This window comes from Vibrio coralliilyticus ATCC BAA-450 (assembly GCF_000176135.1).
GTDB lineage: Bacteria > Pseudomonadota > Gammaproteobacteria > Enterobacterales > Vibrionaceae > Vibrio > Vibrio coralliilyticus.
The window spans coordinates 165,528-179,038 of the sequence record NZ_ACZN01000020.1 but is presented as its reverse complement, the minus strand read 5'-3'; the positions used below and the strand labels follow the sequence as shown (position 1 = coordinate 179,038).

Sequence of the window (13,511 nt, the reverse complement as noted above, 5' to 3'; positions counted from 1 at the left end):
CTCCCAGTTTTGCTGGTGCGCTAAATTTGAGTTTTCCTGCCTTGCTAGACCCTCCTAGGGAGTTAGTTGATTGAGTCATGAGGGGGCTTATCATCGTATTCCTTCATCCATTGCTCTGTCAGTTCTCGGACTTCGTTCAGGGCTTTAAACGCGTACATGTGAGTATTTATGTCCGACAAGTTCGATTAAATCGTTCAATGTAAGAGTTTGTCAGTTGGATTGTCAGGGCGGATAAACTCAAGCTCAACCTTGTTCTTTTCCGCCCACTGAGCCAGAGCGATTGAGATACGTTCAGGGCCATCCATGCGCAGCTTACTGGGCTCCTCGCCAGGTAATAATACGCTCAAGTATCCTTTCGTCCTTGCACAGTAGGTTTTATTTTATAGAGTGATGCTCCATAAATTATTGTTTATGATTCCATCAGTGTCCTCCAACGCCTAAGTACTTTAAATAATTTGCCAAATCCGTACGCAGGATGCCGCTCTGCTACTTACTGTAATTTCGCTGGAACTTCATCCTCTCAATGGGGAACTGGTCGATAGCGATTGACTAAGCTGCTAATGCCAACTGCGCGGCGGAGCATTCGTAAACTGACCTGATATTGTTTGCGAGCGAAATTGACTAGCTCGCATTCAATCACTGGCTTTACAGCTTTTTTTCCAGAATATCTTTCATGATACGGTGCTCGATACTGAGGTCGGCAAACATTTGTTTGAGCCTCCGATTCTCGTCCTAGAGTTCTTTTAGTCGTTGAATATCCGATTCCATACCACCATATTTGGACTTCTAGTTGTAGTATGTCGCATCAGAGATACCATATTCACGACAGACTTCGTTGACCTTTCGATATGCTTCCACTTCATTCAGGGTCTTTACGATTTGTGTTTCTATTTTTCATCATGCGTTCTCCGTTTTTTTCATTGTAAACGGAAAAGTTCTAATTGCTAACGACTAGCTTTTGGGAGAGGGTGACACAATTGCGAACAAATTATTAAGATTTAGCCCATAACCTTATTCGTATGATTTTTAACTCTAATGCAATAAGGAAATAAGGAAATAAGGAAATGAGGAAATAAGGAAAGATTTTGTTACAGGTATTATTTATCGTTGCCCTAAGTGTGTAATAGATGTATATCGTTTGATTACGAAATATATTAAAAAATAAAGGTGTCGAAGTAATCGTCTATGATCTTGCTTTATACGGTGGTATGTAATCAGATATCTAAATAAATTTAGAGCTTCATGTTTTATAATTGCATGGAATCGTTGATTAAGCTCAAGAGGGAGCGACAAGGCTTGAGCTTAATGGGCCAGTATAATGGCTTTACTTTAGGATTACTGTTTTTGTCTACATTTTCTTATATTAGCAGTAATCTTCCAAACGTTACTTAGTATTGCTATATAGATAAAAAAGCATGCTAAGAATGCATATAGCATTATGTATTCCGGTATATTAATCATCTCTGCGTAGATACCAATACCGGCATATAATGCTGCAATTGTACAGATAGCGACCAGCGTTTGTGTGGAGCTAAGTCCTATACGTTGAAAAAGGTGGTGTAAATGCTCTCTATCAGGCTTAAAGGGTGAGTCACCACGTCTAAGTCTTCGAATCATAATTGCAGCCATATCCATTAAAGGAACTGAGATCAACCAGAGAGCTGTTACTGGTCTAAGTGGAGGATTCGTACCATTTTGACTTGATAGCAATAGCAACCAGATCACGGTAAAACCTATTAGCATACTACCAGCATCGCCCATGAATACTTTTCTTTTTCTACCAAAAAAACCCAGATTGAGAAGGATGTAAGGAATAATAGTAACGATTAGTATCACGCAAATATACGCTAAGTTGAATTGTTCGTCATAAGCGAGCATGATACCTAGTCCACCAAAGGTGACTATTGATAAACCGCCTAGAAGTCCGTCAATACCATCTACCATATTAAAAGCATTGATAGCTCCAACGACAGCAAGTATCGTAACAAAATAGCCAAACCAGCCCAGGGTTATGATCTCTCCTGTACCAAATACATCACCTATAGTGTTTAGTTCTATTCCACCAAGAACCATCATAGCGACCGAGAGTGCAGCTTGAATAGCAAACCTTAATTTAAAACTCAAATCATACTTATCATCTAAAGCGCCAACACTTACAAGGATTAATATGCAAGCAGCATAAAGAGGAGTGTTAGGTAGTATATTGGGGTTATTAAATAGAAAGTAAAGGATAGAGATGCATATCGAGATACCCCCAATAAGAGGTATAGCTCCATTGTGTAGTTTTCTCTCGTTTGGTTTATCTACGAGGCCTATTTTTTGCGCAACTTTTCTCATTGTAAAGGTCGTAACCAATGAGAAAAAAAATAAGAACGATAAGTCAACAAATGGAATTAACACTTTTTAGCCTAAGGTTGGTGGTTATAAGGTAAAATTGAATTTATAGAATTTGCTTCAATACCCGATCTGCTTTTACGCGGGTAATCTTACGCATCAGCTTTTGAACAGCATCAGGGTAATCTTCTGCTTTCTCTAATTGTCTATAGGTACAAATTAGCTGAGTGTGCTGAAGAATATTCTCCACCTCTTTTTCAAATTGAGGTGTTAGGTGGTGGAAGTTATCTTGGATAAAGAGAGCGTTTTCCAAGTCCAAGCTCCATGCTCTCGGGTTTAGGTTATTGCCCGTAATCAGCATGTAACGCTTGTCTACCCAAATGCCTTTTAGATGGAAGCTGTTTTCTTCATGCTTCCATAGGTGGATAGAAAGCTTGCGACTGGCGATATTGGCCTCATTCGACTTAGCAAACTGACGCAAATTACGTTCATAAAGGTAGGGCAGACCACCGATGGTTTTAAACTCTTCCTCAGGTGAGATATAAAAGTCATTCGCCGTTTTATCACCAACCACTATAGTCACTTTCACACCACGCTTTAGCGCTTTTTTTACTTCCTTAGCCACGCTGCGCGGGAAGTTGAAATAAGGTGTACAGATGAAGATCTCATCTTTGGCTTGTGCGAGTAACTGATTGATGCCTTGATTAAGCTTGTTACGTTTTTTACCCACGCCGACGATAGGCGTTACTGCAACCTGCTCTTGAGAGACTGCTTGTGACTCAAATTGATACGAGGACTTGGCGAGCGAAGCCCTTAATTGGCGAATTTGCGCCTTTATCTCTTTGGTCTCTGGTTTCTTTGAACAAGCTAGGTTGTTAACTGCAGGGTGGTCGATCATCTCTTTCTGAACGAAATTAACCATGCTATCTGCAAGAGCTTTGTTATTTAGTACATGATAGCGGTCGAAGCGATAACGTTCTTTGTAGTTGAGATAGATGTTGTTAAGGCTCGCACCACTGTAGATAACTTGGTCATCAATAATGAAGCCTTTTAAATGCAAAACGCCGAATACTTCACGTCCACGAACCGGAACACCATAGATAGGAATTCTGTGCTCGTAATTATCCGCGAAGCTTTTATACATAGAGGCGTTGGTTTCGCCTGGTTCTGCACCAATTAAGCCGCGCTGAGCACGATGCCAATCAACACATACATTGATCTCAAGACCAGGGTTGCGCTGTTTCGCTTCATAGAGCTCAGTTAAGATCTCTCTTCCTGCTTCATCATCCTCCAAATAAAGAGCAACCAGGTAGATTCGTTTACTTGCCTTACGAATCGCTTCTATTAAGCGAGTTCGAAAATCTTTAGCTGCATAAAGTGTCTCAAACTGAGCTGGGTCTTGCGCTAAAGTAGGAAGTTGTTCGAATAAGTTCCTATTAGTCATCATGTTGGATGGGTTACCTTTACTTAAAGTGGACAAGGATATTAGCAAAATGTACTAGCAGTTCCTAGTTGCCAGATCCTAGTTCGACAATGCTAGTTGTAAAACCTGTGATTTACTGATGAGGACGAAGACTGATTTCACCACCGATGAAGGTTTCTAATCCACTTTCGGTTTCTAAAATAACGGCGCCTTGTTCGTTGATGCCTCTGGCGATTCCGGCAATCTCTCTAGGCCCCATAAGCAGTTTTACCGGGCGGTTGATAAAGTTGTCCAAACGATTCCATCTCTCGACAAAACCAGCCATCCCATAGAGTTCGTAGTCATCCAAAGCCTTGTGTAGGGTGGTTATCATGGTAATCGCGAGTTGGTTTCTATCAATCTGTTGATTATCTGCAACATCATCTAAGCTGGCCCAAGGCTGGGTAATGCCTTCTGTCGCCTCTGACATCATCAAGTTGAGCCCCATACCTATGACAAGGTTGGCTGCTGCACCAGCTTGGCCTGACATTTCGACCAGAATACCTGCGAGCTTCTTGTCTTGATAATAGAGGTCATTCGGCCACTTTAGTTTTACGCCTGTCAGTCCCATCTCTTCGAGAGCTTCAACGATTGCTACGCCAACAACTAGGCTTAACCCCATAGCGGCTGCCATACCAGCATCTAAACGCCAAAACATCGATAGGTATAGGTTTGAGCCAAAAGGAGAAACCCACTCGCGCCCACGGCGACCTCGGCCTTGAGCTTGATACTCAGCAAGGCATACTGACCCAGATTCTAAGCTATCGACTCTATCAAGTAGATATTGGTTTGTTGAGTCAATTATGGGGATCAGCTCTATTCGGTTCGTTAAACTATTTTGGAGTATCTCTTTGTCGAGCAATTGCATAGGCTTGGCGAGCTGGTAGCCTTTCCCCTGTACACGAAACACATCGACGCCCCACTCTTGGATGCCTTTGATATGCTTACTAATCGCGGCTCTGGATACGCCAAGTCGATCTCCAAGCTCTTCTCCGGAATGAAAGCCGCCTTGTGATAAAGCTTTCAAGATAGAAAGTTTTACGGAATGCTCTTTCATTGTTGGCTCTCTAATATTGTCTCTAAATTCGTTTCTGTATGAGAACCGATAAATCTCACTTCATGCTCTAATGCTATCTGATATTTTTCTAATACGGTTTGGCGCACTGTTGCGGCTAACTTGATCACATCGTTTGCGTTCGCATTGCCTGTATTCACTAGCACTAAAGCCTGTTTAGGGTGGACTTGAGCACCACCGATTTGATGGCCTTTCAATTGGCATTGATCTATTAGCCAGCCTGCAGCGACTTTTACGCCACCTTGTGTTGGGTATGCAGCAATATTTGGGAATTGTTTACTCAACATTTCGAATCGTTTGTTTGAGATAACCGGGTTTTTAAAAAAGCTCCCTGCATTGCCTAGATTGGCAGGATCAGGCAGCTTTTCCATTCGGATTTGGCAAACTCGCTCAAACACTTGTTGCGCGGTGAGTTTTTCGCTTTGTAGAGATTGAAGCGGGCCATATTCGATATTTGCTGACCACTGCTTTGGGAGTTTTAAGCCGATCGCTGTAACCATAACTTTCTCAAACAGCTCATGTTTAAAAATGGAGTCTCGATAGCCAAACTGACACTCGTCAGCGCTCAACCGTTTGGTATTGAAGGTTTCTAAACAAAGTACGTCGACATATTCGCAGATGTCTTTCAGCTCAACGCCATAAGCGCCGATGTTCTGAATAGGAGCGCTCCCAGCACAGCCGGGGATGAGAGCGAGATTCTCCAATCCAAAATAACCTTGTTCGACACTCCATTTCACCAAGTTTGGCCAATCTTCACCACCAGCGATATGCAGATGCCAGTGCGTGTCGGATTCACTGGCCGACTTACCGAGCAATTTATTGACTACCACCACGCCTTGGTAGGGCTGGGTAAACAAAACATTACTGCCTTTACCTAAAATCAGTTTAGGAAGGCTCAACCACTCTTGTTTTTGATAGGCATGTTTGATCTCTTCAACGGTTGCAACTTCAACCAGATAAGAGCAGGTTTGCGAGATAGAAAAGGTGTGGGAGCGACTAAGATCTGCGTTGGCTAATATTTGCATCGGATTTATCGAATAATCTAAACTGCCTGTATTCTACCCTAAATTGAAGTTTGGTGATAATGAGCAACTTACAAGGGCATTATGTAAAGTGAGATATTTGGGTAGGTCAGGGATAAGTGGTACAGTCGCAACCTGAAAATATCAATGGGATTTTAGATGAGGGAAATGACTTGAAAATTATTCCTGTTATTTTAGCTGGAGGTATAGGTTCTAGATTGTGGCCTTTGTCTAGAGCACAGCACCCCAAGCAGTTTTTAAAGCTTACTAGTGAAAAAACTATGTTGCAGGAAACTGCGATAAGAGCTGAAGCTATATGTAATGAAAGAAGCATAACAATATGTGGCGATGAGCATCGTTTTCTAGCTGCTGAGCAGCTTAGGGAAATCGGCCTTTTAGGAAAATTAATCCTAGAGCCAGAAGGTAGAAATACGGCACCTGCAATTGCTTTGGCAGCCTTAGAAATAAAAAAAGAGCATGGCGATGCTCTAATGTTGGTTCTTTCAGCAGACCACTTTATTGAAGAACAAGCTGACTTTTTAGACAGTGTTCATAAAGCTTCTATGATCGTAAGTCGTGGGAAAATGGCTACATTTGGTGTGAAGCCTACTTACCCTGAAACTGGCTACGGGTACATTAAACCTGGAAAGAAAGTAATAGATGGATGGGATGTTAAACAATTTGTAGAAAAACCCGATATAGAGAATGCTCAGCGTTATTTGGACGAGGGGTATTACTGGAACAGTGGAATGTTTCTATTTAAAGCTTCACAATATTTGAAAGAGCTCCAGCAGTTTCGTCCAAACATTTACCGAGTTTGCGATAACTCTATATCGACAGCAACCAAAGATTTAGATTTTCTTCGAATTGACAAAGATCTTTTTTCTAAGTGTGAATCAGAATCGATAGACTACGCAGTTATGGAACATACAAAAAACGCAGTTGTTGTGCCATTGAGTGCTAAATGGAGTGATATAGGATCTTGGTCTGCGTTATGGGAGTTAACAGATAAGGATGCAAAAGGGAATGTGATTCAAGGTGACGTGCTTTGTTTAGACAGTTCTAATAACTTATTTCGTGCAGAGCATAAGATGATCGCTGCTGTTGGCGTAGATGATATTGTCGCAGTGGAAACTAAAGACGTAGTGCTAATTGCTAACAAGGATAAAGTGCAACAAGTTAAATCACTTGTTGAGTCGTTGGAGAGGAGTGGCCGTCAGGAGCATATTCTTCATCGAGAAGTTTATCGCCCTTGGGGTAAATATGATGCAGTAGATACTGGTAATAGGTATCAAGTTAAGCGTATCACGGTTAAACCAGATGAAAAGCTATCACTTCAGATGCATCATCATCGCAGTGAACATTGGATTGTAGTTGCAGGAACGGCTCTAGTTACAATAGGGGATTCAACTAAGCTGGTAACAGAGGACCAGTCTATATATATACCTCTTGGAACAGTTCATGCTCTTGAAAATCCAGGAAAAATCCCTTTGGAGATGATAGAGGTTCAAACTGGAAGCTATTTGCAAGAGAATGATATTGTTCGTTTTGAAGACTGTTACGGGTGTAGTAAATAGGTTAAAGCGATGAGTAATACAAAGAAGGCAAATGAAATTCTTTATAGTAGTGGGGTCACTTTTGGTACAAGTGGTGCGAGAGGTTTAGTAAAACAGTTCACTCCTGAAGTGTGCGCTGCGTTTACCGTAGCATTTTTAGATGTTTTAAAAAGAAATTTTAACTTTGAGACGATCGCATTGGCGATTGATAATCGACCAAGTAGTGAATTGATGGTGAAGGCTTGTGCGAGTGCTGCCAAGCAAGCCGGTATCAAGGTTGTGTATTATGGTGTCGTGCCAACTCCAGCCCTGGCTTTAATGTCTATGAAGCATCAAGTTCCATCAATCATGGTTACCGGTAGTCATATTCCCTTTGACCGAAATGGTTTAAAGTTTTACCGACCCGATGGAGAAATTACTAAGCAAGATGAATTGTCTATCCTAGAGTCGGAAGCTAGTGTTAGAGATATATCACTAATACCAGAATTAGAAATTAATAGTGAAGCGTCTAAAGATTATATAGATAGAAATACCCTTATTTTCGATGGGCTGCCACTTTCAAGAATGCGTATAGGTGTTTATGAACATTCCAGTTCAGGGAGGGATTTATATTCTTTGATTTTATCGAAGCTTGGAGCAGAGGTGATTTCGTTAGAGCGCAGTGACATCTTTGTTCCTGTGGATACCGAAGCAGTAGGAGAAGAGGAGCGTCGAAAGGCAAAGGTATGGTCTACCAAATATAAGCTCGATGCTATTTTTACAACGGATGGTGATGGAGATCGTCCTATGTTAGCTGATGAAAACGGAGATTGGCTTAGAGGTGATATTTTAGGTTTGCTCTGTGCAGAGGCCATTGGGATAGAGGCTGTCGCAATTCCGATTAGTTGTAATACGTCAGTTACCGAGTCAGGAAAATTCTCACATACAAGCTACACACAGATTGGTTCTCCATATGTGGTAGCTGAAATTGAAGAACTTAAAAAACGTTATTCAAGAGTAGCAGGCTTCGAAGCCAACGGTGGGTTTATACTGGGCTCTGATGTTTCAATGTCGAGATCACGCTTAGATGCGTTGCCAACTCGTGATGCAGTCTTACCTGCAATTGTGGTATTAGCTAAGTCTGCTGAACTGGATAAGAAAATTTCTCAGTTAGTGGAGGAGCTGCCAGACCGTTATACAGCTAGTGATCGCATACAGAACTTTGAGTACAATCGAAGCAAAGAGTTACTAGCTTTGGGCCATACTAGACCAGAAGAGCTGGTCGCTTTGTGGCAGCTTGGGCTTTCAGGTATAAAAAGAGTTGATCAGACTGATGGGCTCAGAATTTATTTCCACAATGATGATATTGTTCATATTCGTCCCTCTGGAAATGCGCCCGAGCTGAGGTGTTACTCTGAATCATGTACGCAAGAAAGGGCAGATTGGTTAGTACGCAATGTTCTATATGCGTTAGTGCATTAAGTGGTGTTGTGTGTAGAAAACCTAATTGTTAGCTCGAAATGGTAAACAACCTTTTCAATTGTTATTTAAATGATAAGAAAAGGTTGCTGTATCTTTGCTTAAAAGGTGTTCAGTGTGATTCTAAAAATCGACATACTCGACCCAGTATACACTCCAATTATCTCTCGTATATACAAAGCCTATTACCCTTCAGGTAAGGCGAAAAAAGATGAGCTGACCATTGCAGGATCAATCGATCAACAGATTGTCGCTCTAGTTCGCTTCAGAAATATTGAAAAATATCGTTTGCTGACCGGAATGTTAGTGATACCAGAACACAGGAGAGCTGGCTTGGGGCATCAGCTAATGGACTACTGTGTTGAATATGTTTTATCAGAGCAAGATTTCTGCTTTGCTTACGCTCATCTTGAAACATTTTATGCTCAACATAACTTCGAGACGATTGACGCGAGTCAGTTACCTAACTCGCTAAAAGGACTGTTTGAACGTTATAGCCTTAAGAAGCAACTCGTAGCGATGAAATACGTCAAACCAACTTGGTAAAGTTTTTTACATCATTACTGTTAGTAGAACGAATCGTCCATGATGATGCAGCTTTCAGTCTCAGAATTGAGAAGCTAGGGTTGACGTGTTTCATTTCTAATATTCTTCATCTAAGCTCTTTTTATGGTGTTGATAAAACTATCACCATTAAGGGGCAATTATGAGCGCGACGTTAATCAATCAAACCTTACCCACTTTTGATGAACTTATGGCTCTGGCGCAAGATAATCCAGAAGCCTTTAATCGCTTCAAAAAAGAGATGTGTGAAGAAATGATTCAGTCTGCTTCTAAAGATATGCGAGATAGGTTGTGGGCTCAGCAAAGTCATATTGATAGGGTCGTCGGTCATTGTAAAAACCCCAACCATACTAATGTAGTCTTAATGAGAGAGCTTGTCAGCCAGATGGGCAAATTTCACGAAGCTCTTGAAGGTGATGTTCGAGATAAGTTTGATAGGGACGTAGAAGTGATTCTGCTAGATGAATGGCGTTAAGATAATAAGTGTAATCTATTGTTCAAGTTAAGCCGAAGTCCTGTTCACTATATATTCGCTATGTTACACTCCCGCGCTGTATACAAATTTTAGAATAGTTAAGGTGCTATCGCCTTAAAAGGATCAAGTGTGAGCGGGCAAATTCAACAATCACCTAACGAGCAGCAATACTCACCTCAATTACCAAATTCTTTCCCAGTTAGTGACGAAATTGATCTTAGAGAGCTGCTCGAAGCTCTTTGGAATGGTAAGTTAATCATCATTATTACCACGTTAGTCTTCGCTGTAGGAGCTGTGGTCTTTGCACTTAACTCGCAGGAATGGTGGTCATCTAAAGCGAAAGTTACTAAAGCTCAACCTCAAGACATCGCAGCATATCAGCAGCAAGTAAAACAGTTTCAACCCGTATTCGATATCTATCAAGATGATGGCACAGTTTTAGTTAGCGAAGAGTTGGATAATCTAGTCGATACGGAGGTTTTGTTTAAACGTTTTGTTGACGCTTTTAATTCGAGTAATAACAAAAGAGATTTCTTAGACTCAAGCAGTGAGTTTAGAGCCTTTAAAGCGAAACTTGAGACTGAGACTGAGACTGAGACTGAGACTGAGGCTGAGGCTGAGGTAACTAGACAACTATATGCTGCATGGTTCCAAAAGATCACAGTTAAACAAGATGGCATAGGTAAGCAGAGTCCATATGATATCTCGCTTCAATCAACAACCAAAGAAAGTAGCTACTCTTTGCTAAATGAATATATTGGGATTATTAAACGTAAGGCTCATCAAAATGCCTTAAACAACTTACAGGCAGTGGTAGATGGCAAGCGCAATGAGCTTATTCAGCAGAAGCGAATTTTGGAAAGCCAAGCAGTTAACAAGTTAGTTGTTGAAATAGAAAGAGCTAAGTTCGCAATGGACATTGCGAAAGCTGCGGGTGTTACGCAGCCTATCCGCACTAATAGTAGTAATGAAATCTTTGGCATTGACTTAGGCACTAAAGCTCTTGAAGCTAAAGTCAAAGCATTAGAATTGGTAAAAAACTTAAGTGTAGTAGAGCCTCGCCTCCAACAAATTAATGCAAAATTGGATATGCTAGAGTATCTTAAAATAGATCGCTCGATTCGGTTTCAAACTTTTCGCTTCTTAGAAAGTGTTGATAAACCAATAAGCCGTGATAAACCAAAACGCACTCTGATTGTTATCTTGGGGACATTACTCGGTGGAACATTAGGTGTGGCTATCGTGCTGATACGTTTTGCTTTCCGTCGAGAGCAAGATTAAATAAATACCAACTTTTAGCCGGGCTCATTTAGCAATGAATCCGGCTTTTTGATTCTAAATCGCATCTAAGAGCTAGATCACACAAAAATTTTCATTTCCCCCTTGGGTTTCGCCTGTCTTTCCCTCATATAGACACCATTAGGCTGTTATAGCCATTCATCATATCAAATATGGAAACTAATCAGGAGAGACGACCGATGAACATTCGTCCATTACACGACCGAGTTATCGTAGAACGCCAAGAAGTTGAGTCTAAATCAGCGGGTGGTATTGTTCTGACTGGTTCTGCTGCAGAGAAATCGACTCGCGGCGTAATTCTAGCTGTAGGTAAAGGCCGCATCCTAGAAAACGGCACTGTGATGCCACTGGACGTTAAAGTCGGCGATACGGTTATCTTCGTTGAAGGTTACGGTACGAAGACAGAAAAAATCGACGGTAAAGAAGTGCTAGTGATGTCTGAAAATGACATCATGGCGATCGTTGAGTAATAGCAATCATTGAGTAATTTTTTGCTCAGATTCAACTGCAAATCAAAACAAAGAATTTAGAAAAGGAAACTAAAGATGGCTGCTAAAGACGTTAAATTTGGTAACGATGCACGTGTAAAAATGCTAGAAGGTGTAAACGTTCTGGCTGACGCTGTAAAAGTAACACTAGGTCCTAAAGGCCGTAACGTAGTTCTAGACAAATCTTTTGGTGCACCAACGATTACTAAAGATGGTGTATCTGTAGCGCGTGAAATCGAACTTGAAGACAAGTTCCAAAACATGGGCGCACAAATGGTTAAAGAGGTAGCGTCTCAAGCAAACGACGCTGCGGGTGACGGTACAACAACTGCAACAGTACTTGCTCAAGCTATCGTTAACGAAGGCCTGAAAGCGGTTGCTGCTGGCATGAACCCAATGGATCTTAAGCGCGGTATCGACAAAGCTGTCATCGCAGCGGTTGAAGAACTAAAAGCACTGTCTGTTGAATGTGCTGATACCAAAGCGATTGCACAGGTAGGTACTATCTCTGCAAACTCAGATTCAAGCGTAGGTAACATCATTGCTGAAGCGATGGAGAAAGTAGGTCGTGATGGTGTTATCACGGTCGAAGAAGGTCAAGCTCTACAAGATGAGTTAGATGTTGTTGAAGGTATGCAGTTCGACCGCGGTTACCTATCACCTTACTTCATCAACAACCAAGAAGCAGGTTCTGTTGACCTTGAAAACCCATTTATTCTTCTAATCGACAAGAAAGTTTCTAACATTCGCGAACTTCTTCCGACTCTAGAAGCGGTAGCAAAAGCATCTCGCCCACTTCTGATCATCGCTGAGGATGTAGAAGGCGAAGCACTAGCAACTCTAGTTGTGAATAACATGCGTGGCATTGTGAAAGTAGCGGCTGTTAAAGCGCCTGGCTTCGGTGATCGCCGTAAAGCTATGCTACAAGACATCGCTATTCTGACTGGTGGTACAGTGATTTCTGAAGAAGTCGGCCTAGAGCTAGAGAAAGTCGTTCTAGAAGACCTAGGTCAAGCGAAGCGTGTTGCTATCACTAAAGAAAACACTACCATCATTGATGGCATTGGTGAAGAAGTAATGATCTCTGGTCGTGTTGCTCAAATCCGTCAGCAAATCGAAGAAGCGACTTCAGACTACGACAAAGAGAAGCTACAAGAGCGTGTTGCTAAACTGGCAGGCGGTGTTGCAGTAATCAAAGTTGGCGCAGCGACTGAAGTTGAAATGAAAGAGAAGAAAGACCGCGTAGAAGATGCACTACACGCAACTCGCGCAGCGGTTGAGGAAGGTGTTGTTGCTGGAGGTGGTGTTGCACTAATCCGCGCAGCTTCTAAGATCACTGAACTTCAAGGTGATAACGAAGAGCAAAACGTTGGTATCCGCGTTGCTCTACGTGCAATGGAAGCGCCTATCCGTCAAATCACTACAAACGCAGGCGACGAAGAGTCTGTGGTTGCGAACAACGTGAAAGGTGGTGAAGGTTCTTACGGTTACAATGCGGCAACTGGTGAGTACGGCGACATGCTTGAGATGGGTATCCTAGACCCAACAAAAGTAACTCGTTCTGCACTTCAGTTCGCGGCATCAGTTGCTGGCCTAATGATCACTACAGAAGCAATGGTTACAGACCTACCTCAGAAAGATGCTCCTGCAATGCCTGATATGGGTGGCATGGGCGGTATGGGTGGCATGGGCGGTATGATGTAATCCCCCTGAGCTACTTCAGCCAAATAAAAACGGAGCCTTTAGGCTCCGTTTTCGTATCTGATGATCTGTGTTTA

11 protein-coding genes and 1 pseudogene are annotated in these 13,511 nt (G+C 41.9%); 7 read left to right on the top strand and 5 right to left on the bottom strand.

Annotation, left to right across the window (positions count from 1 at the left end; translation table 11 throughout):
* Window positions 1-68: 68 nt before the first annotated feature.
* From VIC_RS26070 to murB, 5 genes and pseudogenes are all read right to left on the bottom strand, one after another.
* A pseudogene (locus VIC_RS26070) lies at window positions 69-891 on the bottom strand (integrase core domain-containing protein); the annotation flags it as partial.
* Between the two features lie 444 nt (window positions 892-1,335).
* A complete protein-coding gene (gene wecA / locus VIC_RS25700) occupies window positions 1,336-2,400 on the bottom strand; it encodes a UDP-N-acetylglucosamine--undecaprenyl-phosphate N-acetylglucosaminephosphotransferase (protein WP_006963359.1) in 1,065 nt (354 codons plus the stop codon).
* 40 nt (window positions 2,401-2,440) lie between these two features.
* Window positions 2,441-3,781 (bottom strand): CDP-diacylglycerol--serine O-phosphatidyltransferase, encoded by a 1,341-nt coding sequence (gene pssA / locus VIC_RS25695; RefSeq protein ID WP_006963358.1) that lies wholly within the window; start codon window positions 3,779-3,781, stop codon window positions 2,441-2,443.
* Window positions 3,782-3,890: 109 nt separating this feature from the next.
* Window positions 3,891-4,853 (bottom strand): bifunctional biotin--[acetyl-CoA-carboxylase] ligase/biotin operon repressor BirA, encoded by a 963-nt coding sequence (gene birA / locus VIC_RS25690; RefSeq protein ID WP_006963357.1) that lies wholly within the window; start codon window positions 4,851-4,853, stop codon window positions 3,891-3,893.
* Window positions 4,850-5,896, bottom strand: a complete 1,047-nt coding sequence (murB, locus tag VIC_RS25685; RefSeq protein WP_006963356.1) for a UDP-N-acetylmuramate dehydrogenase — start codon at window positions 5,894-5,896, stop codon at window positions 4,850-4,852. The genes birA and murB overlap by 4 nt, the downstream gene beginning before the upstream one ends.
* Before the next feature lie 176 nt (window positions 5,897-6,072).
* Between murB and VIC_RS25680 the strand changes: the two genes are divergently transcribed.
* From VIC_RS25680 to groL, 7 genes are all read left to right on the top strand, one after another.
* Window positions 6,073-7,470, top strand: coding sequence for a mannose-1-phosphate guanylyltransferase/mannose-6-phosphate isomerase (locus tag VIC_RS25680; RefSeq protein WP_274869747.1), 1,398 nt, complete (start codon window positions 6,073-6,075; stop codon window positions 7,468-7,470).
* Between the two features lie 9 nt (window positions 7,471-7,479).
* Entirely contained in the window at window positions 7,480-8,910 is a 1,431-nt protein-coding gene (locus VIC_RS25675) for a phosphomannomutase (protein ID WP_006963354.1), read from the top strand.
* A gap of 114 nt (window positions 8,911-9,024) precedes the next feature.
* A complete protein-coding gene (locus VIC_RS25670) occupies window positions 9,025-9,453 on the top strand; it encodes a GNAT family N-acetyltransferase (protein WP_006963353.1) in 429 nt (142 codons plus the stop codon).
* Window positions 9,454-9,613: 160 nt separating this feature from the next.
* Entirely contained in the window at window positions 9,614-9,946 is a 333-nt protein-coding gene (locus VIC_RS25665; protein ID WP_006963352.1) for a DUF3135 domain-containing protein, read from the top strand.
* 129 nt (window positions 9,947-10,075) lie between these two features.
* Window positions 10,076-11,227, top strand: coding sequence for an LPS O-antigen chain length determinant protein WzzB (locus VIC_RS25660; protein WP_006963351.1), 1,152 nt, complete (start codon window positions 10,076-10,078; stop codon window positions 11,225-11,227).
* 197 nt (window positions 11,228-11,424) lie between these two features.
* Entirely contained in the window at window positions 11,425-11,715 is a 291-nt protein-coding gene (locus VIC_RS25655) for a co-chaperone GroES (protein ID WP_006963350.1), read from the top strand.
* A 75-nt stretch (window positions 11,716-11,790) separates the two neighbouring features.
* The gene (groL, locus tag VIC_RS25650) at window positions 11,791-13,437 is read left to right on the top strand and encodes a chaperonin GroEL (protein ID WP_006963349.1); all 1,647 of its coding nucleotides are present in this window, start codon (window positions 11,791-11,793) and stop codon (window positions 13,435-13,437) included.
* Window positions 13,438-13,511: the final 74 nt, after the last annotated feature.

Coding starts and splice junctions, on each gene's coding strand:
- pssA (WP_006963358.1), bottom strand. CDS start 3,781: ATGATGACTAATAGGAACTTATTCGAACAACTTCCTACTTTAGCGCAA.
- birA (WP_006963357.1), bottom strand. CDS start 4,853: ATGAAAGAGCATTCCGTAAAACTTTCTATCTTGAAAGCTTTATCACAA.
- murB (WP_006963356.1), bottom strand. CDS start 5,896: ATGCAAATATTAGCCAACGCAGATCTTAGTCGCTCCCACACCTTTTCT.
- VIC_RS25675 (WP_006963354.1), top strand. CDS start 7,480: ATGAGTAATACAAAGAAGGCAAATGAAATTCTTTATAGTAGTGGGGTC.
- VIC_RS25665 (WP_006963352.1), top strand. CDS start 9,614: ATGAGCGCGACGTTAATCAATCAAACCTTACCCACTTTTGATGAACTT.
- VIC_RS25655 (WP_006963350.1), top strand. CDS start 11,425: ATGAACATTCGTCCATTACACGACCGAGTTATCGTAGAACGCCAAGAA.
- groL (WP_006963349.1), top strand. CDS start 11,791: ATGGCTGCTAAAGACGTTAAATTTGGTAACGATGCACGTGTAAAAATG.